The sequence below is a fragment of the Nonomuraea sp. NPDC050394 genome, assembly GCF_044459065.1.
Lineage (GTDB): Bacteria > Actinomycetota > Actinomycetes > Streptosporangiales > Streptosporangiaceae > Nonomuraea.
This window is the reverse complement of sequence record NZ_JBITIO010000001.1, coordinates 664,767-685,888: the sequence shown is the minus strand read 5'-3', so window position 1 is coordinate 685,888 and position 21,122 is coordinate 664,767. Positions and strand designations below refer to the sequence as shown.

General features: G+C 68.1%; 24 protein-coding genes. 1 reads left to right on the top strand and 23 read right to left on the bottom strand.

The window, feature by feature from the left end; genetic code table 11:
* Positions 1-56 precede the first annotated feature (56 nt).
* The 17 genes from ACIBKY_RS03410 to ACIBKY_RS03330 all read right to left on the bottom strand — a co-directional run bounded on the left by ACIBKY_RS03410 (position 57) and on the right by ACIBKY_RS03330 (position 10,826).
* Positions 57-743 carry a histone-like nucleoid-structuring protein Lsr2 gene (locus ACIBKY_RS03410; RefSeq protein WP_397094034.1) on the bottom strand — a complete coding sequence of 229 codons (687 nt, stop codon included), beginning with the start codon at positions 741-743 and terminating at the stop codon, positions 57-59.
* Positions 740-1,090, bottom strand: a complete 351-nt coding sequence (locus tag ACIBKY_RS03405; protein WP_397094032.1) for a hypothetical protein — start codon at positions 1,088-1,090, stop codon at positions 740-742. The genes ACIBKY_RS03410 and ACIBKY_RS03405 overlap by 4 nt, the downstream gene beginning before the upstream one ends.
* Entirely contained in the window at positions 1,057-1,755 is a 699-nt protein-coding gene (locus ACIBKY_RS03400; RefSeq protein ID WP_397094031.1) for a hypothetical protein, read from the bottom strand. The genes ACIBKY_RS03405 and ACIBKY_RS03400 overlap by 34 nt, the downstream gene beginning before the upstream one ends.
* A gap of 59 nt (positions 1,756-1,814) precedes the next feature.
* Positions 1,815-2,438 (bottom strand): hypothetical protein, encoded by a 624-nt coding sequence (locus ACIBKY_RS03395; RefSeq protein ID WP_397094029.1) that lies wholly within the window; start codon positions 2,436-2,438, stop codon positions 1,815-1,817.
* Between the two features lie 37 nt (positions 2,439-2,475).
* A complete protein-coding gene (locus ACIBKY_RS03390) occupies positions 2,476-3,534 on the bottom strand; it encodes a phosphoadenosine phosphosulfate reductase family protein (RefSeq protein WP_397094027.1) in 1,059 nt (352 codons plus the stop codon).
* Between the two features lie 2 nt (positions 3,535-3,536).
* A complete protein-coding gene (locus tag ACIBKY_RS03385; protein ID WP_397094026.1) occupies positions 3,537-3,917 on the bottom strand; it encodes a hypothetical protein in 381 nt (126 codons plus the stop codon).
* Between the two features lie 74 nt (positions 3,918-3,991).
* Positions 3,992-4,351 carry a hypothetical protein gene (locus ACIBKY_RS03380; protein WP_397094024.1) on the bottom strand — a complete coding sequence of 120 codons (360 nt, stop codon included), beginning with the start codon at positions 4,349-4,351 and terminating at the stop codon, positions 3,992-3,994.
* A 121-nt stretch (positions 4,352-4,472) separates the two neighbouring features.
* Entirely contained in the window at positions 4,473-4,946 is a 474-nt protein-coding gene (locus ACIBKY_RS03375) for a hypothetical protein (protein WP_397094023.1), read from the bottom strand.
* Positions 4,943-5,104, bottom strand: coding sequence for a hypothetical protein (locus ACIBKY_RS03370; protein ID WP_397094021.1), 162 nt, complete (start codon positions 5,102-5,104; stop codon positions 4,943-4,945). The genes ACIBKY_RS03375 and ACIBKY_RS03370 overlap by 4 nt, the downstream gene beginning before the upstream one ends.
* Positions 5,101-5,673: a hypothetical protein gene (locus tag ACIBKY_RS03365; protein WP_397094020.1), complete on the bottom strand. Its 573-nt coding sequence runs from the start codon at positions 5,671-5,673 to the stop codon at positions 5,101-5,103. The genes ACIBKY_RS03370 and ACIBKY_RS03365 overlap by 4 nt, the downstream gene beginning before the upstream one ends.
* Positions 5,670-6,242, bottom strand: coding sequence for an XF1762 family protein (locus tag ACIBKY_RS03360; RefSeq protein WP_397094018.1), 573 nt, complete (start codon positions 6,240-6,242; stop codon positions 5,670-5,672). The genes ACIBKY_RS03365 and ACIBKY_RS03360 overlap by 4 nt, the downstream gene beginning before the upstream one ends.
* Positions 6,236-6,976, bottom strand: a complete 741-nt coding sequence (locus tag ACIBKY_RS03355) for an ATP-binding protein (protein WP_397094017.1) — start codon at positions 6,974-6,976, stop codon at positions 6,236-6,238. Before ACIBKY_RS03355 ends, ACIBKY_RS03360 begins: the two co-directional genes overlap by 7 nt.
* Positions 6,973-7,989, bottom strand: coding sequence for a hypothetical protein (locus ACIBKY_RS03350; protein WP_397094015.1), 1,017 nt, complete (start codon positions 7,987-7,989; stop codon positions 6,973-6,975). The genes ACIBKY_RS03355 and ACIBKY_RS03350 overlap by 4 nt, the downstream gene beginning before the upstream one ends.
* A 458-nt stretch (positions 7,990-8,447) precedes the next feature.
* A complete protein-coding gene (locus ACIBKY_RS03345; RefSeq protein WP_397094014.1) occupies positions 8,448-8,786 on the bottom strand; it encodes a hypothetical protein in 339 nt (112 codons plus the stop codon).
* Positions 8,783-9,031 (bottom strand): WhiB family transcriptional regulator, encoded by a 249-nt coding sequence (locus ACIBKY_RS03340; RefSeq protein WP_397094013.1) that lies wholly within the window; start codon positions 9,029-9,031, stop codon positions 8,783-8,785. Before ACIBKY_RS03340 ends, ACIBKY_RS03345 begins: the two co-directional genes overlap by 4 nt.
* Positions 9,028-9,618 carry a hypothetical protein gene (locus ACIBKY_RS03335; protein WP_397094012.1) on the bottom strand — a complete coding sequence of 197 codons (591 nt, stop codon included), beginning with the start codon at positions 9,616-9,618 and terminating at the stop codon, positions 9,028-9,030. Before ACIBKY_RS03335 ends, ACIBKY_RS03340 begins: the two co-directional genes overlap by 4 nt.
* Positions 9,615-10,826, bottom strand: a complete 1,212-nt coding sequence (locus ACIBKY_RS03330) for an AAA family ATPase (protein ID WP_397094011.1) — start codon at positions 10,824-10,826, stop codon at positions 9,615-9,617. Before ACIBKY_RS03330 ends, ACIBKY_RS03335 begins: the two co-directional genes overlap by 4 nt.
* Positions 10,827-11,146: 320 nt before the next feature.
* Here ACIBKY_RS03330 and ACIBKY_RS03325 point away from each other — a divergent pair, with 320 nt between their 5' ends.
* A complete protein-coding gene (locus ACIBKY_RS03325; protein WP_397094009.1) occupies positions 11,147-11,668 on the top strand; it encodes a hypothetical protein in 522 nt (173 codons plus the stop codon).
* A 175-nt stretch (positions 11,669-11,843) separates the two neighbouring features.
* On the opposite strand, the gene ACIBKY_RS03320 is transcribed toward ACIBKY_RS03325, so the two are convergent.
* The 6 genes from ACIBKY_RS03320 to ACIBKY_RS03295 all read right to left on the bottom strand — a co-directional run bounded on the left by ACIBKY_RS03320 (position 11,844) and on the right by ACIBKY_RS03295 (position 21,036).
* A complete protein-coding gene (locus tag ACIBKY_RS03320; RefSeq protein WP_397094008.1) occupies positions 11,844-12,191 on the bottom strand; it encodes a hypothetical protein in 348 nt (115 codons plus the stop codon).
* 81 nt (positions 12,192-12,272) lie between these two features.
* Positions 12,273-12,599 (bottom strand): hypothetical protein, encoded by a 327-nt coding sequence (locus ACIBKY_RS03315; RefSeq protein ID WP_397094006.1) that lies wholly within the window; start codon positions 12,597-12,599, stop codon positions 12,273-12,275.
* 458 nt (positions 12,600-13,057) lie between these two features.
* Positions 13,058-13,477 (bottom strand): hypothetical protein, encoded by a 420-nt coding sequence (locus ACIBKY_RS03310; RefSeq protein ID WP_397094004.1) that lies wholly within the window; start codon positions 13,475-13,477, stop codon positions 13,058-13,060.
* 11 nt (positions 13,478-13,488) lie between these two features.
* Positions 13,489-16,059, bottom strand: a complete 2,571-nt coding sequence (locus tag ACIBKY_RS03305; protein WP_397094002.1) for a fibronectin type III domain-containing protein — start codon at positions 16,057-16,059, stop codon at positions 13,489-13,491.
* A gap of 72 nt (positions 16,060-16,131) precedes the next feature.
* On the bottom strand, positions 16,132-18,777 hold the full coding sequence (locus ACIBKY_RS03300; protein ID WP_397094000.1) for a fibronectin type III domain-containing protein: 2,646 nt from the start codon (positions 18,775-18,777) through the stop codon (positions 16,132-16,134).
* Positions 18,778-18,792: 15 nt separating this feature from the next.
* A complete protein-coding gene (locus ACIBKY_RS03295) occupies positions 18,793-21,036 on the bottom strand; it encodes a fibronectin type III domain-containing protein (protein WP_397093999.1) in 2,244 nt (747 codons plus the stop codon).
* Positions 21,037-21,122: the final 86 nt, after the last annotated feature.

The window sequence follows — 21,122 nt, the reverse complement described above, 5'->3', positions numbered from 1 at the left end:
CGGCTCGTGGCCGAGTCAGTGGTGGGCGTTGCACGGCTTCACCGCTCCCTTTATGGTCAGGCGGCGGGATGGTGGGCGGCGTCGTAGCGGTCTCGGAGGTGGCCGGGGATGCGGCCGCGCTCGCTGATGTCGAAGCCCCGGGCCTTGGCCCAGGTGCGGATGGCGCGGTCGCGCTCGCGGTCATTGGATGTGGTGCGGATGGTGTTCGTGCCGAGCGCCTTGGCCTTCTCGCGGGCGGCGGCGAGTTTCTGCTCCAGTTCGGCGACCTGCTCGGCGGCGGCCTGCTTGGCGGCTTCGAGTTGCGCGGCGGCGCGTATCCGCTCGGTCACTTCCGTGTGGATGGTGTGGAGCTTGTCGAGGGCTTTGCGGGCGCGGTCGAGGGCGGTTTGAACGTGACGGTGGTCGCAGTCGGCGGCGGCGGCGAGCAGTTCGCTGGCGTTGTACTGCTCGTCAGCGTCGTTGGCGATGCGAGGTCGGCCGGTCCAGGTTTCGGAAAGGGCCTGGAGTTCGGGGGCGAGGACGGGTGTGAAGTCTTCGCGGCTGGGGTCGGTGGTGCGCTGGTTGGCGGGGTGGATTGTCCACCCCTGGAGGCGGGCGAGGGAGACGAGCCGTCCGAGGGTGACGCCCGTCGCGGTGGCGGCGTCCTTGGCCTCGTGGCCTTGTGTCAGGAGGAACAGGGCGCGGGCGTAGGCGGGTGTGATGCCCTGCTGGGTGGTCGGCCGTTCGGCCAGGGCGCCGGTCATGGGTGGATGTCCTGTCGATGTGGCGTGAGCCACCCTGCGCGGATGCGTAGGGCGGTGATGAGTGGGGTGGTGACGAGCCACGCGCGCGGCTTGTCGCGCATGGCGTCAGTCTCGGTGGAGAAGGCCACGAGGTCGTAGGCGGCGGTGTCCACGTCGGGCAGTGGCGCCCGGTCGATGACCCGGGCGGTCTCGTTGACGACGTCGCCAGCGTTGTGGTGGAGCCAGGCCAGGACCCGGCGGCAGTACGCCGGGTCCATGTCGGCGATCTGGTGCTGGTTCCCGTCTGTGTCGATCCAGACCTGGTCCTGGTCGGTCAGGTCGAACCAGTCCATGTGGTGGCCGCGCATCGGTCGAGGAGGCCGAGCCAGGAGTCGAATGGCTGGTCGGGCAGGGTTGCGCCGGGGTGGCCGGGGATCTGTCGGGGCGTGATGAGGGCGAGGAACGTGCCGCCTGCGGTGGCGATGATGGGGTGCTCGGCACCACGCAGGTGGATGTTCATCGGCTTGCGGGGCTTGGCGAGGGCCTTTGCGGGTCCGAGCTTCGCCAGATGGGATGCGTCGATCATGAGGCGGTCGGTGAGGACGTCTTCTGACGTCAGGCTGTCGGTGATTGCGCTGCGCCAGGGCAGTTCGCTGGGGTGGGCCGGGATGTGGGCCTCGGTGCGCGCGTAGGCGAGTGTGATCTTTGTCGGTTCGATGGCGAGGGAGACGCGTGTCTTGTCCTCGATGTCGTCGAGATGGCAGGCGATCGTATCGGCGGGCACGGCAACGCGGGCGGCGAATTTCGCAGACGCGGCGGTGAGCGGCTGCCGGACGATGGCGAGAGTTTTGCGGTCAGTGCCAATGAGCAGGAGTTCGTTGTTGACGGCCTCGATGTGCAGATGCGTGATGGGGGCCGGGGCGGTGGCGTCCTCGCGTTCGGCGACGAAGGCGAGGACGGCGCGGGTCAGGGCCTTGAAGCGTGCTCCGCTGGTGTGGAGCAGCGCGGCCGGGCCGGTGACGGTGATGGTCACGGGGTGTTCTCCGGGGTAAGGGCGGCGGGGCGGCAGGTGGTGCCGCCCCGGGCGAGCTGTCAGTTGGTTGCGTCGTCGGCGTGGCTGTCGGCGAGTTCGTCGATGAGGTCGCGGGTGGCCCTGCGCCCGTTCTGCTCGATCAGGTACGGGATCTGGGAGTCGAGGCCGCTGTTGTTCATGTCGCTGGCATGCGCGGCGGCGGTGTCGTGGAGGACCTCGAACAGGTCTTCCGCATCGACCCCACGGTGCTCGGCGTAGCCGGTCAGGCCATCGAATTCGAGGGCGACGTTCGCGAACGCCTCGCAGATCGCGTTGCGGTCGGTGATCAACCGGGTGAGGACTGCGCGGATGGCGGCCCAGCCGGTGGTGGTGCTGGTGGTCTCCTTGAGGTCCACCAGGTCGATGAGGTCGGACTGGAGGGTGCAGCCAGGGGCGAGGGTCACGCTGAGGAGGAAGTCGTCGTTGCGGGAGTCGGCGACGCACCAGAGGGACACGTTGGTGATGGCGTCGATGCGGCGCTCGTCGTCTTCGGGCAGGTCGTGGCGGAGCGCGTTGTGGGCGCGGATAAGGACCGCCTGGACGTCGTCGAACTCCTGGACGGAGAAGTTCGGGGCGAGGTTGGCGGTGGTGAGGACGAGATCCCATTGGGCGTCCGTGAGGGTGATGGGGCGGGTGTCGATCACGGCGGATTCTCCGGGCGGGGCGGGGCAGGCAGGTGGGTTAGGCGGCCAGAGCCAGCAGCGCGCGGCGTGCGGCGGCCATGGTGCGGCTGGTCTCGGCGGTGGCCTTGGCGGCGATGCGCTCGGGCGACCACATGGGGACGGGCTTCTCCTTGGAGAGGCTCTTTTCGTGGCGGCGACGCTGGATGATCTCGATGCGGGCGTAGGCGAGCTGGTAGACCTTCTGGCGGGCCTGCTCGGCGTCGGCCGGGGCGGCGGTTTCGAGTTCGGCAGCGTCGAGCGCGGCCCGCATCTCGGCGAGGGACAGGTCCGTCTTGAAGCTGTGTCCAATCCGCTTCTCGGCCTGTGCCAGTTCGGCGTGCAATTCGGGGCGGCGGGTGGTGGCGATGAGCAGGTCCTCAGTGGAGGCGAGGACGCAGAATGAGCAGGACAACCGGCTCATCCCCCAGGAGTAGGCGGCGTGGGGACGCAGCCCTGCCTCCTTGATCTGGGCCCACACCTGCGTGATCGTCCAGTCGCGGATCGGGTGCCAGCGGTGGATGGTGCGGTTGCCGCTGGAGTGCGAGGTGTCCACGGCCAGGACGTCCATGCCTGCGCGCCGGTCGGATTCCTCTCCTCGGATGCCGAGCGCATACAGCACCTGGACCGGCCGGTGGATGATGCCCAAGTGGTTGCGCACTTCAGTGACTAGTTCGGTAACGAGCTTCATCCCTTGGGACGTCTTCTGGTCGGAGGTGCACCAGCGCGCCGAACTAGACGGCCAGTTGAGCCGCTCGTGGACGAGTTGGTGCCACAATCCGCCGAGGTCGCGGGTGCGGACATAGAACTCGAACCCGTACTTGGCCGCGTGCTCGCGGGCTAGCGCGGCCACACCTGGCCACTCGATCGGCTCCCCCGAGGGCGTCTTGCCGAGGTCGTTGTGGAGCACGACGACGCGGCCCGCGTAGCCCTGCTCATTGATGATCTTGGCTACGTGTGCGAGCAGCGCCATGGAGTCCTTGCCTGCGCTGCTGTTGATGACGATCAGGTCGTAGGCGCGCAGGCTGATGAAGGCGGGAGGCGCCGGAGCGAACTCCGGCGCGTCGAGCGTGAGTTGCATGGTTAGGCGGCGCTCACGAATTCGGCCCGGAACCGCTGCATGATCGGGCTGATCTCGGTGTAGTCCTCCCCACTGGGACGGCTGATCTGCCTGTGTTCGGCGAGGAGGGACAGGTAGATGATCGCGAACACGCTGATGTCGCCCGGGAACTCCGCGCTGTAGGCCCACGGCATGCCGATGTCCTCGGTGGCGTCGTCGGCGAGGCGGGAGATACGCACGTCGCCGGTCTCCTCGTTGACGAGGATCTCTGCGTGTCTGCCCCGGTAGGTGCGCAGGTGCGGGTGGCCGGTCTCGATGTGGCCGGGGTCGATGAAGCCGGGCGGGAAGCCGACGAACTCAAGTTCGGCGGCGAGGTGTCCCGCATAGGCGAATTCCATGCTCACAGGTGGATTCCTTCCGAAACAACTAGAAGTGCCGCTCACTCCCCGTTGCTTGATTAGTACATTAGCAAGCATCTTTAGAGATGTCTATAAGGGTTTTGGTTGAAGGAGTCCTCCAGCGCGACGAGAGCGTCCGCCTCTTGGCCGTCGTGCTCGACAAGCACAGCCACAATCGCCAGATCCTTTCGGGCGATGACGAGATCCTGGCCCGTTCGTGCGCGGGTCGCGATCGGCGCGAGAGCCTGACGCAGGCGTGCCATCTGGCCGGCAAGGCGCTTGGTCTCCTGGTCTGCCTCGATCGCCTGCAACCGTGCTTCGGCCTGGGCGACCCGAAGCGCGTCGATGCGCCGGCGGGCGCGGATTCGAGAGCGGAGCAAGAGAATCAGCGCGACGTTGGTGCCGAGCACGTAGAGGGCCAGCGCGGTTCCGGGCGTCACGATGCCGGCTCGGGATGGCAGTGGCTTGGCTGTGGTGCGGACACGTGAGTCCTCCCGGCGGTGTCGGTTGGCCGGGAGGATGTCGGACAGCAACGGCTTACGTCTCGCCTCGATCGGATCGCTAGGCCGCGATCGGCGAAGCGGGTGGTCTGCTGCGGCGAACGGGCGGGTTGGCGCGCAAACCCCGCTGCTTCAGGTAGCGGCGAATGGTGGAGTCGCTGACGTGATGATTCGCAGCGATCTCCGCCACCGTGAGGCCCGCATCGTGGTCGATGATCACTTGTGATACGGCGATGTTCTTGGGGCGATTCTGGGGACGCCTGAGAGGGATCTCGGCGGCTGCGGCGATCTGCGAAATACGTGCGGTGGTGAGCTTGAACTGGGCGGCGATGTCCTTCACGGGCGTGTCGTCGTCCTGGTAGAGCTCGATGATCCGCGCGTCGCGGGTATCGCGGTCGATGATCGGCATGGTGTTCTCCTGGCTGGGGGTCTGCCAATGGGTGCCGCACTGGCAGATGAGGTTGGGATCGTCGATCGCGTCCGGGTATTGACCGGCGCAGGCCGGGCACAGGGGCGAGGCCGGTCGGCTGGTCACGGCTGGTGCTCGCAGATTCGAGCCGCGGCGAGCGCGGCGAGCCAGGCGAGCATCACGGAGGGGATCAGCCATGGGCTGGCGCCGGTCGTGGCGACGAGGGCGAAGGCGGCGGCGGTGACCGCCCAGCCTGCCCAGAAGGTGAAGTGCCGGATGGTCATGATGCGTTCCAGTCGGGGGCGGCGGGGGTGGGCGGCGAGTAGTGGAAGTCGAGGTAGTGGCGGTACCAACCGGCGTCGGCTGCTTGGTTGGTGGGTGCGGGCTGGCGGCGGCCGCGCAGGGGGCATCTGGGGATGCGGCACCAGAAGCCGGGCGTCCCCTTGGCAGGGCGCTGGGTGACGGCCACGCCACGAGGTGGCTGGGCGGTGGGCGCCGAGGCGGGTGTCTGGAGTGGCACGCGTTCACAGCCTTTCTGCGGGCCGCTTCGGCTGCAGACGAACGTGGTTCCCGTGAGTTCGGGCATGGGGGTGTAGAAGAAGCGGAGGGGGAAATCGGTGAGCTCGGCGAGCAGCTTGATCTGTTCCGGGGTCGGGCTGCGGGTGCCTTCCTCCCACTCGTCCACCATGGGTTCCTCGCCGCCGAGCGCCCGGTCCACCTCAGGGCCGTACAGCCCATGGAAGTCGAGGGCCCGGGTGATCCGTTGCGGGATCGGCTTGAGACGGCCGGCGGCGATGTCGTGTTCGAGCTGTTGCCGGGCGGCGGCCTGCTGGTGCTTGCGGCGGCCGGTCATGACGGCTCCCACAGGGTGCGGGCGACACCTTCGCTGCCGTAGGTGTCGCGGGGGCGGGAGGGCCGATCCCATCCGGCGTGCGGTGGGCGCTGGGCGATGATCCGCCATCCGGCCCCGCGCAGGCTGGAGCCGGACTCGCCGAGCCGGACCGCTTCGCAGGAGCCGTGCGTGCAGGAGTTCGGGCAGAGGGGGCCGTGGATGGTGGCGTGGTTGTAGGTGATCAGCCGGTCGAAGCCGAGGCCGTAGGTGATTGTCCGGGCGCGGCCGAACAGCATGCTTCCCACGTTGGGGGTGCCGTCCGTGGCCGAGCGGGTGATCTCCAGCGTGTGGCCGTTGTCGTACATCCGGGCAACTGGCCTGCCGACGATGGCGACGCCGTGCAGGGTTCGGGTAGTGGTTCCGGCCACGCCGATCGAGAACACGTGACCGCGGGGCGGCCGCAAGTGGCGATGCCAGGTATTGACGAAGGCGCACGCCTGCCGAAAGTTGACGGGCACGAAGCGCAGCACGATCTCAGTGGGGGCGGCCCCCGCCGGGTGGGCGGGGGCGGTCGGGGTTGCGGTCACCATCGTGCGCTCCGGCGGAGGGAGGGGCCCGTGTAGCGGACGGTGATCGCGCCGTGGATGAGGCGATCGATGATGCGCGCGCCGTAGGTGTCTACGAGGTTGGGGTGGACGGGCCGGAGGTGCTCGGGCGTATCCGTGAAGCCCATGCTGTCGTAGGGCAGGTTCGTGTTGACGACCAGCCGCGTTCGCTCCGCGGTGCGGTGGTCGATGATCCGCCAGAGCTGTTCCAGCCGCCAGTCGGTGACCATCTCGGCGCCGAAGTCGTCGAGAAAGAGCATGTCGCACTCGGTGGCGAACCGGTAGGTGATGTCCTCCCGGCCGGACGACGGCTGTAGTGCGCGGATGAGGTCGGGCACCCGGTAGTACTGCACCCATGCCGGGTCGGCCGCCTGGACGGCGGCGTTGGCGACGGCGAACCCGGTCCAGGTCTTGCCGGTGCCGACGTCGCCGACGAGCAGCAGCTTGGACGCGCCGGACGAGAGCCAGCCGGAGACGCGCCCGTCCGCGTCCTGGGTGGGTTTGAGCTTGTCGATGTGGGCGTCGGCGAACTCGGCGGGGACGTTGCTCTGCCAGGTCTCGCGGCGGCGGGCGCGGACTTCGGCGCGAACGTCGGCGGGATCGTCCTCGTAGCGGGCGGTCGGGCGGCCTTCGGCTTCCCACGCTTCCCGCACCCTGGCGGGCATGCGGGCCATGATCCGCTCCATGGGGTCCTTGACCGGGACGGCGATGGCGCTCATCCGAACATCTCCCTGCGTTCGTCCTGCTGCTCGGCCTGTGCGGAGCCTTCCGGCACGGCCTGGAGGTGGCGATTGTTGACGGGGCGGCCGCCGCCTTTTTGGGGGGCGGCGACGCCGCGGCGGCGGGCGATGGCGTTCTCCAGCCGCTTGACGGTCGGGAACCGCTCGCGTATGTCGTCGAGTGCCCACTTGATTTCGTTGACGGAGCATCCGCCTGCGAGGGCGCTTTCCACCATCTGGCGGAGGCCGGGAAAGGCGCTGGTGCGGCCGCGTCGGATGTTGGGCAGGTTCAGCGTGTCGCAGCGCTCCCACCAGGCGGTCGCGACCTCGTTGGCAAGGTCGAACCGGAGTTGCTCTTCGGGCGTGCGTTCCTTCTTCGCCTTCGACGACTGCGCGGTCTGGTTCGGCGACTCGGTTGGCGGCGTCTCGACGCCGAGAAGGTCCTGCTGCTGCGCCTTGCCCGCAGGAGATGCCGACGAAGGAGGCATCTCCTGGTTTCTTTCATTGGTCTTCTGAGGGTTGGTCTTCTTATGCGTGCGATCTTCCGCACGCGGTTCATCCGCGTGCGGCTCAGCCGACATCGGAAAACCTGACGGCGGCTCCGAACTGGGGAGATCCGTGGCGTCGTCCGTTGTGCGATTTTCTGACGACGGCTCCGCGCTGGCCGCCTGGTACTCCTCCGGGCAGTCGGTGATCCAATAGTCGGTCTCGCCGAGCCGCCCGGTCGCTGGGTCGCGGTGCTGGGTACGGACGAGATAGCCGTACTTTTCCAACTCCTCGACGGCGCCGCGGATGGCGTGCACGCCCTCGGGCCCGAGTTCGACGAGCGCGGCGATGCTCGTCTGCCATCCCTCCTGGTGAGAAGCGAGCTCGACGAACAGGCCGCGTGCACGGCGGGAGAGCCTGCGGTCACGGGCGAGATCGTTTGATACCTGGACGAAGCGGTCGGCGCGCATGCGGCCACGCCGGATGACGGATTGGGCCGCGCCCGGGGATTTCTGGTTGGTGCTCATCGTGCGTGGGCCTCCCGGCCGGAAGGACGAGGAGGCATCGTCAGCAGTGCTCGCGCTGCTGACTGGGGCGCAGCGTTGAGTACGCTCATGACGCCTCCTTGCGTTGCTGTGGAAGGTGGCTAGGGGGCATCCAGGGCCGTCAGAGCGTTGGCGCGCTCTGCCTGGCTGCGACGGCGGCTCCGCGCGGGGCCGCCGTTGTGGGTGAAGGACGGCGGGCATGGTCACCGAAGCCGCTGGGGTGGTGAAGGTGGGGCGAGTCGAGGTCAGAGGTCACGTGAGTCCTCCCAGGGGGTGGGTGATCCCCCGGGGCGCGGTCCACGCGGGCATGCCCGCTCGCAGAAAGCGTTGATCGAGCGGTGGCCTCGTCGCGGACCACGCCTCCGGGGGAGATCACGCACCCCACCAAGAGCCGGACGCTTACGTCTGCCTACGACCGAGCAGGACGGATGTGATCTATGTCACGCGACGGCTGGGGCGGGGCACACATGCCAGTGGTCCGCGCACGGCGCAACCACGCACTCGTCAGCACCCAGCCGGTCGGCGTATGCCTGCGCGCCGCTCTGCTCGTCGAACACCGGAGCGGTGTCCGTCTGGCAACGCAGCCACGGCCGGCGAGCGCCGGAGACGTCCATCGCGCCGCCGATGTGGATGCCCTCGCAGGAATCACACCGATAGGTGTGCTTGCCCTCCCCTCGGTGCGCGCGTCGCACGACCCGGCGGGCGGCGCGTCGCGTGGCGTATCGGATCTTTCCGACCTTCAGGCACCGCACGAAGGAGATGCGGTCCCCCCACTTCACGACGCACTCTCCTGAACTGCGCTCCCGCCCTTGCGCCGCTCCCGCTCGCCCAGTCCGCCCCAGACGCCGTGAACGGCGCTGAGGCGGAACGCCCGGCCCAGGCACTCTTCCCGGACGCGGCAGCTTCCGCAGACGCCCTTGGCCTTGACCTCCGCTGCCTGCCCGGCCTCGGTGTCCGGAGCCGAGAGGGGGAAGAAGATCTCCGGATCGACGTCACGGCAGGCGGCACGGTCCATCCAGCTCATCGCGGTGTCCCTTCCGTGTCGGTCGTCGGCAGGCCCGGCAGGGTGGCCAGACCGGTCAGCAGGGCATGCGCCAAAGCGCGGATACGCTCAGGCGCGAGGACTTCGGCGACGAGTTGCTTGTCGAGATGCTTGAACGGGGTAGGGTCGCCCTTCTTGAGGCTCAGACCGGGCACTACCTCCCCGTGCCGGTCTACGGGCGCGCCAGCCTTCAGCGCGTGCTTCTTGATCTCGGCAACCACGGCGGGGGCCAAGATCTGCAACGTCAGTACGTTGTGCTGGTAGTGGGGAGACTTCGACGCCCACGCCACCAGGCGCGGATCGTCGGCGGCGAGCTCGGCGGTGGTCTTGCCGTCGTTCATCTGGGTGAAGCCGAGGCGGGTGCCGCCGATGTAGCCGCTCTGCCGGTCATCGACCGGCATGACGGGCTTACCGTCCGACGTGGTGGACGTCAGCCCGTCGTCGCCGAGCACGATCAGTGCCTTGGCGATCGACTCCAGCAAGCGTCCCGCCAAGTACAGGCTGGACGCGGCCTCACGGTCCTCCACAGCGGGCGCGGTGTCGGCTGTGGCCTGCTCGACGCCGGTCATGCCGCACCCGCCGTAACGTTCGGGGGCTGCCCGTATGGCAGGCCCAGGCTGGCGCGGCGCTGCTCGATCAGCCGGTACAGGTGGGCGTAGTCGGTTTGGCTAACCTGTCCGTCCGCTTTCTCCTGACGGAGATTGGCCTCGACCGTGTTGAGGTCCTCGGCCGCGTCTGGGCCCTGGGCGATGACCGCGACGCAGTGCGCCCATTGCGCCACGAACGTCTTGTCGTCAGGCACGTACTCCGGTGTCGGCAAGGCGTCATCCACTTCACCGACTTGCGAAGTGGGCTGCTCCGAAGCGGCCGTCCGGCGGGCTGGCCTGCGGTTCTCCTTCGCCGCCTGCTCCCCTTCCCGGAAGATCAGCGCACCGAGCGCCATCACCTGGTCATGCTGGTCGAGGACCGCCGCCCGCAACAGGTTGGCCGCGCCCGCCAGGCGGTGAAGTTCGCGCAGGTCGTCAGGGGTCATGGACGGGTCGAGCGCCTTGTCGCGAATGCCGATCACGTCCGGCAGCGGCTCCCCCCTTCCCAGCCACTCGGAGATCGCCTTGCCGAGATCCTCACCCGGCTCCTCGATCACTACGCCGGGCGGAACGTCCAGCACCCGCGACTTGGTCACGGTGCCTGCGTGCGCCATGTCCAGCGACAGCGTGAAGTGGAAATCGGCGTCGAAGTTGTTGCGCTGGTCCGGCTTCGTGCCGTACTTGACCACGGCCAACCGGCCCTCGCCCAGGTCCTGCACCTGGTAGTCCGTCTGAGTGCGCAGCGTCACGATGAGGTGTCCCGGGAAGGACAACAGGGCGTCGAACAGGTCCTGCTCAAGCTGGCGCGTCTCACCCCATGCCCGGTTGTTGTTGCCGTTGTACTTGGTCATGGTCAGGTGATCCACCTGCCACACCAGTCCGCCCCGGCCCGACCAGAACGCCGTGCCGGAGTCCACGATCAGCGTGGCGATCTGCTGCTCAGCGGCCACGGCGAGCGCCTCGATCAGCAGGTTCGGCTTGCCCGAGTGCATGGGCAGGTGAACGAAGTCGAAGTGCTCGGCGTACAGCGCGGCGGCGCCACGGTTGGCGTCTACGACACCAACCAGCCCGCCCATGCCCTGCGCCATTCGCAGCGAGGTCCACGTCAGGCCGGACCCTGGCGGGCCCTGAACGACGACGCGCGACTTGAACGCCGCGCGCCGTGGAGCCTCGAAAGCGAGGTTGCTCACGGTGAGTCCTTCCGGAAGTGCAGTCGAAGCCGGGGCCGCTCCCCTGATCCGACTGCGGCTGACGTGCCGACCAGACCGGCCAGCGGGTGGGACGCATGAAACCGTCCCACTCGACTTACCGTCCGAATCCGGCTGCACATCAAAGAACAATACTGCATCTTTAGTCAGATTAGTCCTCCATGCGGCACACCACAAGCCTCCGGTTTGATCACAGCGCCCTGGGAAAAGCCGACACCCGGCCCTAAAGTTGTGCCGAAGGCTCTACCCTTGAGCCGTCTTAGGAGCCCCCGCAGCTTCCCCAACCTCGGAGGTCCCGCCCCGTGTCACAAAACCCCGACCACCTTGCGATACGCGTTGCCCCCGATCTGAACGGCCGCCAAACAGCCCGCGTCGGCTACAGCAACGTCGCCAAGGAGATCGCCGACCACGCAGCCAGCAAGGTCACCACCCGGGACGACGCCCACGCCGCCCCCGGGGACATGATCGAGCACGCGCTCCACGCACAGCGGATGGCACTGGAGAACCTCCACCGCGCGATCACCGTCGAACGCATGAACGGCACCTCGTGGGAGACCATCGCCGGGAAGCTCCGACTACCCATCGCTCAGGTCCTTGACCAGTTCAAGCACTGCGACCTCACCCACCTGGCCGACACGAACGGCGAGAACGGCGTCTGGCGAGTCCTGGCCGAGACCTGCGTCGCGCCCGTCCCCGGGCTAGGCGACCCCCACCCCGGAAAAGTCGCACTGGAACTCGACGACTGGTACAAGGCCTACGCCTCCGGGCAGCCCGGCGACCCAGCCGGCGCCGCCACCCCCAACCCAGTCACAGCCCACCTATAGTCAGCCGGCACGGGGCAGCCCCGGACATGAGTACGCCGCCCCCCGAAACAGGCTTCACGACAAGCGCGAGGAGCGGCCTCTACGCGACTGCCACCCGAACCGAGAGACGGCGTACCACCGGAAGGAAACCCAGGAGACCCAGCAAGGGCCTCCTCGAAGCTTCCAGCCGCCGAGTTTAGCCCTTACGGTCATCCCGCAGATACTCGTAGCCCGTGTACGGCTCCCGCTCAGCCGCCGGCGACTCCGCCGGACCATCCGGCGCCGAACCGGAGTTCGCCGCCGAGCCGTACGCCGGACCCGCCACGAAGCCGACGCTCAGCAGGAACTTGCCCAGCCACGCCAGAGACGGCACCTTCTCCAGCAGCCGCGCCAGCGTGTAGTAGCCGCTGATCGCCAGGCCCGTGACGACCGTGGTCGCCGCGTCCACGTCCAGATCCAGGCCCTTCGACCCGAGAATCGCCGCGGCCGCGGCCACCCAGATCGGCACGTACGTGCGCAGGTGACTCTTGAGGAAATCGGACATCGCTCTGCCCTCCATCGGGGGTCGTCGTTCATCGACGACCGGGAGAATGCCGACCTGACCGAGCTACCGTCCGCTCCCAGTTCACTTCCCCATCAGGTTGAAGATCAGCGTGATGATCAGGCCGCAGACCGTGATGCCCGTAGCAATCCACATATTCGCCCGACGACTCTTCTCCGCCGCCTCACGCCGGCCGGACAGGTCCTGCTCAACCAGCCGCAGCCGCGACTCCTGATCGCTCTGGCTGGATTCGAGTTGCCCCACCCGCTGAGATACCAGCGCACCCGACGCGATTTGCCCCCGCCACTCCGCTGCGAGGTCGCGAATCTCGGTCCCAAGCGCGTCGATCCGGCCCTCAACCCGCTGGATCAGCCGCGACAGTTCCCCCGTGGTCGGCTCCTGCTCCGCCATGACTGCCCCCGCACCCGTTCGTCTCTGCCTGTCGAGCGCGCATGCTGCCGTAGCCGATGGAGTACCGTCCGACCCCAGCTCGCATGTGCTGGTGACGCACACCGCCCACGGGCGGGACGTAAGCTCTCACCATGCGAGGGCGAGCTCGGCAGGGACGGGTCCGGATGCTCCACCACGGTCGCCGCCCAGTCATCGCGTTGTCCGGCGCAACGATGCTGTTCAGCGTCGCCTCCAACTTCACCGAGGCGCCGGCACTGCACCAGGTACTCCTAGGAGCGGCAGCCGTCGCTGGGGCTTGCGCCGCGACCTGGTCCGCTGACCGCTCGCCAACCACACAAAAAAGCTTGCGCTGTAAGGTGTGTTGCGCGCCAACTTACGGCGGACGGTAGCGTTTGTGCCGTTGGGTCGCGCCAGACTAAGCAACGCGAGCACCTTCCTCACACTGTCTGGGCATCAGATCAGCGGTGCCATGCGCCCAGCACAGTCACCGCCACCGAACCAGAGCCTGACGTGCGGCGGGCCCGGACCTCGACCCGCTTCCGATCTCCGAACTTCCACCCATCCGCCAGGAAACCCGACACGGTGACCGTGCCAGCTGCCGTCGCCGTCCTCGTGCCGATCGCCACACCGTCCACAGCGAGTTGCACCTCCAGCGCACCCCCCACCGTCACATCCACCGCGAGCGAACTACCGCTCCGAGGAAACACCGACCAGGCGACCACCTCGAATGTCGTGCCCGACACCGATGTGACCTGCGTCGAGAACGTGACGCCCCGCATCCCGATCTGCAATTCGAGCTTCTTGACACGCCCCTGAAGGTCCTTCACCAGGGCGACCAGGTCGTGCAGCCGCTGGTCACCCGCCTTGATCTGCGACACTGCGCCGCCCCCTACTGCTCGTCCACCGCGGTCGTGAGCTCCGCAGTCGTCACCGTCACCAGCTCGCCCTCGTCCGTATCAGGCTGCACCCGGACGCTGATGATCTTCATCTCGCGGTCAAGGCCCGGCACCCCATCCGGCCGCTCCGGGTACAGATGGTCGTGCTGGATGATCACCGGCACGTTCGCGCCGAGCTCCCATTCCCACCAGCGGACCGAGTTGCCCGGCACCAGCTCGAACTCGAACACCATCCTGGCGCCCTTCGAGGCGTCCGCCGCCCGCTGCGTCTCGTTCTTCAGCGCCTGCGGTGACGTCAAGCCCTCGAACGTGTACGCCTGCTCCAGCTTGGGCCAGCCAGCCGCGTGCAGGTCGTCACGCACAACCTTCTCGATCAGCACTCCGCCCTCGCTGAGCGCCAGTTTGCCGAACACGACCGTGGCAAGGCCCGGCCGCGTGGACCGCCTGAACCTCTTCACGTTGCCCGGGTACTCCAACGTCAGCGCGGACGACGGCGGCGCATCCCGATTGACCCTGCGGAGCTCGAATCTGGGCCTGTCGTCCACAGGGTCCCACGCCGGCTTCGTCCACCACTCGAATCCCCCCGGCGCCGCGGCGACATCGCTCACCGTGTCCCCGGCCCGGGAGAAGTCCTCTTGCCGGTACTCGCGATCCACCTGCACCGTACCGGGCACGCCACTGGTGACCAGCCATCTCTTGTCTGCGGCAGCGCCGGTCTGGTCGAGGATCCAATCGATTTCCGAGTGCGCCAGGGTGCCCGTGCGCGGCCCCGTGAAGGGGATGAAACGCCGGCTGTAGATCCCGATCACGTCCTCGACGCTGATCCGCAGGATGCCGGTCTCGGAGTCGTAGTCGGTCGGGTCCACGACGCGGCCGCCGCCGACGAACCGTTCCCCGCGGTAGATCAGCAGCATCGTGCGCTCGCTGCGGGTAGCGGCTTCGACCCGGCCGATCGTGTAGTCCTCGTCGTACAAAGGGATCTCGGCGGTCAGCGAGCCGGCGCCGCCGAGTGCCAGCTCGAAGGTCACGTTCTGAAGCGGCAGGCTGTCGAGCGGGCGGTGGCTGGACCAGTCGTACAACACATACTCGTACGGCGGAGCTGCCCCGCTGGAGTCCGTCAGAGTGGTCGCGGACAACGGCACTCTGGCGGACCGGTTGCCGAGTTCGTCCACCGCGTCCACGCTCAGGCTGTAGGTGATCCCTGGGGTGAGCTGGGTGAAGGTGAACACCTGACTCGTCGGACCAACCTGGGCGATCCGCGCCGCCCCCAGATAGAGCCCGTATCCGTCGAGGCCCACGTTGTCGTCGCTCGACGGATCCCACGTGACGGTGACCGCGGTCTGCGTGACCGCGACCAGCCGCACTGTCCCGGGCAGGGCCGGCGGCGCTGTGTCCGCCTGGGCCTTCACCGTCTTCGTCCCGATCGCTGACCTGTTGGAGAGGAGGTCCTTGGCGTCCACCCCGACCGTGTAGAGGCCACCCGGCGTCAGCCCTGTAAAGGCCCTGATGCGAGCCGTCTGGTCTGCTCCTTGCTTCTGCCCGTTCAAGTAGACCCCGTACCCGGTGATCGGGGTCTGGTCGTACGGCTGCTCCCAGCCCACCGTGATGGTTCCTGCACCCAGTGCCGTCACCCGTACGACCGGAGTCACGGGTGGCGTGGTGTCGTTGACAGGGGTCAGAGTGATGCTGGCCTTCTCGCTGCGGTTGTCCTTGCCATCGACTGCGTCCACGTCGATCGTGACCGGCACCCCGGGCGTCAGCCCTGAGAACTTGCGGGTACGGCCGGACTGGTCGCCGCCATCCTTCACCCCGTTCTTGTACGTGCCGTACCCAGTCACGCCAGTACCGCTGTCCGTGGCCGCATCCCACGTGACCGTCACGCTCGTAGGCGTCATGGCCGTCAACCTCAGGTTCCCCGGCACGCTCGGGGGTTCCTCGTCCGGGGTCGGCCCCCACACGCCAGCCACCCACGCATAGTTCGGCCAGGTGGACGGCAATCCCGTGACGAGCGGCCAAGTGAAGGCTACGAAGTCGGCTGCGCCGTCCTTGACTGCCGCGGACGCCCACGCGCGCCGAGCTGCCCCATCAGTCCAGTCACGGAACGTGTAGCCCTTGTGGTCAAACCCCGGCGGCCAGTTCGCGGACGAGTTGTCGGAGCCGCTGCCCTGAAGGTACGCCGACACGCCGAGGATGGCAGTACACCCGGCTGGCAGCGACGAGACGTTGACGACCGCAGACGAGGAGGTCAGGCCGGTGTCGCTGCCGTAGTACTCCTCCGCACCCGACAGTTCGAACATCCAGATGAAGATCCGGTCCGTGGAGTCGGATGTGGTCACGGTGACCGAGGATTCGCCGCCGTAAGAGACCTTGCTGTAGAGGCGGATGCCGAGCGTGTGGATCGTATGCTCGTGCGGGGAGTAGTCGCCCGAGACGGTGAGCACGCTGGCGTAGCTGTTGACGATCAGCACGATGCGGTTGCCGTAGCTGACGCTGCCGAAGTTGTACGTATGCGAATTTGACGGCGATTGCGTCGTGTACGGCGTCGCCATCCTGACCAGCGACATAGAAACCCCCGTGGCCGGCGTCGCGATGAGACCGGCACCATGCCCGGCCCGTGGGGCTACCGTCCGCGCTCGTCAACTCCAGGCGTCGAAAGCCTCGATCACCAGCCGGGGCGTGCCGCTCTCCCCCGTCACCGGCGAGCCGGTCAGCGTGATGGTGTTGATACCGGGGATCAGGTGGAACCAGGCCGGCAGGTGAGCCAGCGCGCTGCGGCCAGGACGCGGCCCAGGCCACACCTCCGGTGGGACGTGCGCCAGGACCTGGCGGCTCGCCAGGTCGATCGTGAACGAGTACCGGGGGTCCGCGGGCAGCCGGGAAGCATCCCCAGGCATGCCGCGCATCACCGTGCCCGTCTCTCTGTGAGTGATCGTCCACTCCCGGATCGGGCCGTACAGGCGCAGCCTGGCCGGGATCGACGGATAAGTGCCGGACAGTTCAATCGTGGCCGCTGCCTCCCCCGGCAGGGCCCCGATGACCGCCTCGGCGCTCACCGGGACGGTCGCGTACCGGCGGGGGTCTGACACCTTGAGCGGCAGTTCCCACCCGAACGCCAGGGGACCTTGGTCAGTGACGCGGATCTGCCCGTCCAGCCTGACCTTGACCTGCCTCGTCATCCGTGCGTCTGCCACCCTCAGCCAAGCCCTGTTTCTCGGGTGGATCGCCCGCAGTAGCCGCTGTTTGGCCGCCAGCATCGCAAGGTTCGTCTCCGCCACGGCGGTGCCCTTCAACACGATCCGGCGCGGCCCGTACCGGCCAGCGCCGTCCAAGCCACCGTCCAAGCCGCCCCGAGCGGCCGACACCGGCGAGACCGGTGCCGATGACGGCCACCCTTCCGCGCTCTCCACGGTCCACGTCACCAGATGCTGGTCGAGGACGTTGCCCGCCCACATGGCCAGACGATAGACGGGCGTGGATACCGGAACGTACGGCAGCCCCAGGGTCGCCAGCCGCTGTGTGTTGTCCGCGCTGCGCTGCCCGATCGAATCCACCGCGGCCACGCGCACGTCGTACGGCACGCCAGGGGTTAGGCCCGTAACAACGTGATGGCGCGTCAGCAGCCCGTCCACCGTGAAGTCCACACCCGGCGTCGTGTGCACGGTCTGCTGGTCCACGATCACCTCGTAGCCGACCACCTGGAAGTCGTCCTCCGACGCCGTCCACGCCACCGTGAGGGAGTCCTCCCCGGCGGTGGTCGTCAGCATGGGCGTGGTCGGGTCGAAGTCGTTGAGCGTTCGCACGACCAGTTCCGCCGGCGTAGTGGTGCGCTGCCCGATGTGGTCCACCGCCCACACCCGGATGACGGACGCGGTGTCGTCCGGCAGGCCCGACCGCGACAGGATCCGATCGGTCGTGCTGGTGGCCACCGGCTGGCCGTCTACCGCGACGTCGTAGCCGACCACCTGTACGTCATCGGAGGACTGGTCCCACTCCACTGTCCAGCTCGTGTACGACAGAGCCGTCACCCGTAGGTTCGGCGGCGCCGCCGGCGGCGCGTCCACCGGCGTGATATGCGTCAACTGTGCCAGCGCCGACCGGTTGCCGGACGAGTCCGCAGCGTCCACCGCCACCTGGTAGGTGCCTGCGGGGACGAGGTCGTCGAACGTGTACGACGTGCCCGCCTGGTCGTCGCCCAGCTTGTCGCCGCCGAAGTAGACGCCGTATCCGGTCACACCCACGTTGTCGGCGGCCGGATCCCACTCGATGGTGAACATGTACGGCCCGCTCGCCGTGACGCGCAGGTTCCCGGGCGCTGCGGGTGGTTCCACGTCCGCGACCGTGTTCACTGTCAGTGATGCCTTCGCCGACCGGTTCCCGGCCGCGTCCGCGGCGTCTACTTGCACCAGGAACGTGCGGCCGGGCAGCAAGCCGGACAGGGTGCGGCCGAGCGCAGCCCCATCGGCGCCCTGCCGTACGCCGTCCAACCAGACGCCGTACCCGGCAACGCCGTTGTCGTCCGTGGAGGCGTCCCACGCCACAGACACTTGCGTCAATCCGACCGCCGTCGCCCGCAGATTGCCGGGCACGGTGGGCGGAGTCTCGTCCAGGACCACGGCCACGCTTGCCTTCGCGGAGCGGTTGCCGTCCCCGTCAACGGCGTCCACCTCCACCGTGTGCGCGCCCGGTGTGAGCGTGGGAAAGTCGTAGGTGAGCCCGGCCTGGTCACTACCCTGCTTCGCGCCGTCCAGATAGACGCCGTACCCGCTGACGCTGACGTTGTCGGTGGACGCGTCCCACGCCACCGACGCCGACGTGCTCGTCTTAGCCGTCACCCGCAGATTTCCCGGCACGCTGGGCGACACCGTGTCCGGGATGTTGAAGGCCACGTTGTCGATCCACACCGCGTTCGAGCCGCTACCAGCGGAGGTGTCGCGGTCATACCGAAACGTGATCTGCGTGGCCCCGTCGAGGGTGTAGGTGCCAGGCTGATGCCAGGCGACCTCCCCCGCCTTCCTATAGCGTTCGGTGGCGCCGGTGAGAAAGACGAACGGGTCGTACGGGTTGGTGTCGTCGCCCTCGGTCGAGACCTTGACCCTGAAGGTGACCGTGGTTGCCGCGGCCGGAACCGTCATCGTGCACGACGACGACCCGCCCGTCTCCACCACCGCGGCGCTCTTGAGCGACCACGTTCCAGCGAACTTCTGCGTGTTGTCCCGCGTCCACGTACCCGTGCGCGGCACCACCGCCGTGCCAGACTCGAACCCTTCAACGATCGTTGGCATAATCCCCTGCCCCTCTCAGATCCACGCATCCGTCGCGTCAATGACCAGGCGCGGCGACGTCTCCTCCTGGCCAGCGACGAGCCCGCCCGACAGGCGGATCGTGTTCGGGCCCGGCGCCAGGAAGAACCTGGAGGGAAACCGCGCCAACATCGTTCGGCCAGGCCGCGGCTCTGGCCACACGTCCGGCGGCACAAGCGCCCACACCTCGCGCGTCGCAAGGTCAATGTCGAGCGCATATCGGGCGTCGGGCAGTACCGTGCCCGGCTTGGTCCGGATCTCCAGCGCGAGTTCCTCAACCCTGATCACTGGATCGATCACCGGTCCGAACAGCAGCAACTTCGCTGGGATCGTCGGATAGTCGCCCGACATGGTCACGATCGCGGCGCCGCTGGTTTGTGCCGGCTCGAACGTCACTTCGGCGTGCAGCCGACGTCGGGCGTACCGGCGTGGATCGGACGCTTTCACCATCAGCGACCAGTCGAACGCGAGACTGCCCCGGTCGGTCACCTCTACCGTGTCCTCCAGCCGCACCCGGGCCTGCCGGGTCAGGTGCGCCTCGGTGACCCTCAGCACGCCGTTGCCTGACGCTGATAGCGCTCCGGTCAGCCGCTCCTGGGCTGCCAGCATCGCCACCCGGCTGTCTGCCAGCGCCGTCCCCGATAGCGTGATGAGCCGCGTGCCGTACCGGCCCGGCCCGTCGAATCCGCCGTCCGTGTGGTCAGCGTCGGAGCCCAGCGTGATCGGCTGCGCCGACGACGACCACCCCTGCTCCTGCGCGACCGTCCACGTCACTCCGTGCGCGTCCCGCGCGTTGCCCACCCAGTCGCCCAGCCGGTACAGCGGGCTCCCCGTGGGCATCCAGTCGCCCACGGGCACCGTAACCGTCACCGATGCCTCGGGCCCGCGCGCAAGACCAGCATCGACCGCACGTACCGCGACCTCGTGCACCCCGCCAGCGTCCAGGTTCTCCACGACGTAGCCGAGTTGCGTCGTGGAGGCCTCCGGTCTCCCGTCGAGCAGGACTTCGTAGCGGGCGATCCGCAGCGCGCCTGCCTCGGACGCGCGCCAGGCCAGCGCGATCTGCTCGGTTCCAGCGGTCGCGGTAAGACCCGGCGGCGCGGACGGATCTCCACCCGCGAGCGTGGACGCCTCGATCGTTGTGGCCGCCGACCGATTGTTCATCGCATCTGCCGCGTCCACACCGATGGTGTAGGCGGTTCCCCGTGCCAACCTCGTAATCGTGTAGACCCGTTCGGCCTGGTCTGGGCCCTGACGCACCCCGCCGACGAACACCCCGTACCCGGCGACGCCCACGTTGTCCGTTGAGGCGTCCCACTCCACCGAGATGGAGGTATGCGACACCTCGATCGTGCGCACCGCTGGCGGCGCCATGGGCGGCGTGACATCAATCTCGGCTACGACGCTGATCTGTGCCACGACAGACCGGTTGCCGGCAGCGTCGCGAGCATCCACCCCGAGCACGTACGTCTGACCGGTCGTCAATCCGGCGTACGTGTACGACAGACCCGTCTGGTCCTGGCCCTGCTTCGACCCATCGCGGTAGATGCCGTACCCGGTCACGCCCACGTCGTCGGTCGCGGGATCCCACTCGACGGAGATGGCGCTACCCGTGATCGATGTCGTTCGCAGCATGCCGGGCGGCGATGGCGCGGCCGCGTCTGTGGTGCCGTAGCCGACGAAAGCCGCCACCGCCTCGTTGGTGCCCGCCGCCATGCTCAGGTTGTTGACGGTGTACGTGCGCGCCCCCGCCGCAGGCATGGCACCGTGCGCAAACGCCGAGTTGGATTGGGCCGCATCCGCGGTGAAGTGCCTGGCCAGCCCTTGATTCCACGTGGACGAGGAGGCGACCCCGTTGGGCGCGTTCACCGCGCCGAACACGCGGCCAGTCGCGTTGGCCGGCACGGTCACCGAGAACGCGGATATCGACGCTGTGGCCGAGGTTCCCGCCGTCCTGAACAGGAAGCTCGGGCAGTCATCCCTCTCGTAGAGCACAGCGTGCAGCCGCGAGTTTTCGTCCAGCACGACCGACGTCTCGTCCCCGGTTGCGATCTTCGACAGGACGAACACGTGGTTGTAGCCGATGGCGTGGTAGTCCTCGATCCAGCCCGCCGGCGTTTCGAACGACGACCAGCAGCTGACGACCAGGACCAGCCGGGCGCCGGGAGTCGCCGCGGTGAACGTGATGGTATGCGGCCCCGGGCTGGTGCTGCTGTAGGTTTTCGCGATCCTGTTCGTCACATCCGCCCGCCTTCCGCCCACCTGGGCACACCGGCCCGTGCAGATCGCTGCGCCTCGTTGGACCGATCGGGGATCGTACGCACGCG

Bases quoted from the DNA above. Each gene is read 5' to 3' on its own strand.
- ACIBKY_RS03370 (WP_397094021.1), bottom strand. From the start codon at position 5,104: ATGACCATCCGGCACTTCACCTTCTGGGCAGGCTGGGCGGTCACCGCC.
- ACIBKY_RS03350 (WP_397094015.1), bottom strand. From the start codon at position 7,989: ATGAGCACCAACCAGAAATCCCCGGGCGCGGCCCAATCCGTCATCCGG.
- ACIBKY_RS03320 (WP_397094008.1), bottom strand. From the start codon at position 12,191: ATGTCCGATTTCCTCAAGAGTCACCTGCGCACGTACGTGCCGATCTGG.
- ACIBKY_RS03390 (WP_397094027.1), bottom strand. From the start codon at position 3,534: ATGCAACTCACGCTCGACGCGCCGGAGTTCGCTCCGGCGCCTCCCGCC.
- ACIBKY_RS03305 (WP_397094002.1), bottom strand. From the start codon at position 16,059: ATGTCGCTGGTCAGGATGGCGACGCCGTACACGACGCAATCGCCGTCA.
- ACIBKY_RS03300 (WP_397094000.1), bottom strand. From the start codon at position 18,777: ATGCCAACGATCGTTGAAGGGTTCGAGTCTGGCACGGCGGTGGTGCCG.
- ACIBKY_RS03355 (WP_397094017.1), bottom strand. From the start codon at position 6,976: ATGAGCGCCATCGCCGTCCCGGTCAAGGACCCCATGGAGCGGATCATG.
- ACIBKY_RS03360 (WP_397094018.1), bottom strand. From the start codon at position 6,242: ATGGTGACCGCAACCCCGACCGCCCCCGCCCACCCGGCGGGGGCCGCC.
- ACIBKY_RS03410 (WP_397094034.1), bottom strand. From the start codon at position 743: ATGACCGGCGCCCTGGCCGAACGGCCGACCACCCAGCAGGGCATCACA.
- ACIBKY_RS03405 (WP_397094032.1), bottom strand. From the start codon at position 1,090: ATGCGCGGCCACCACATGGACTGGTTCGACCTGACCGACCAGGACCAG.
- ACIBKY_RS03340 (WP_397094013.1), bottom strand. From the start codon at position 9,031: ATGAGCTGGATGGACCGTGCCGCCTGCCGTGACGTCGATCCGGAGATC.
- ACIBKY_RS03335 (WP_397094012.1), bottom strand. From the start codon at position 9,618: ATGACCGGCGTCGAGCAGGCCACAGCCGACACCGCGCCCGCTGTGGAG.
- ACIBKY_RS03365 (WP_397094020.1), bottom strand. From the start codon at position 5,673: ATGACCGGCCGCCGCAAGCACCAGCAGGCCGCCGCCCGGCAACAGCTC.
- ACIBKY_RS03315 (WP_397094006.1), bottom strand. From the start codon at position 12,599: ATGGCGGAGCAGGAGCCGACCACGGGGGAACTGTCGCGGCTGATCCAG.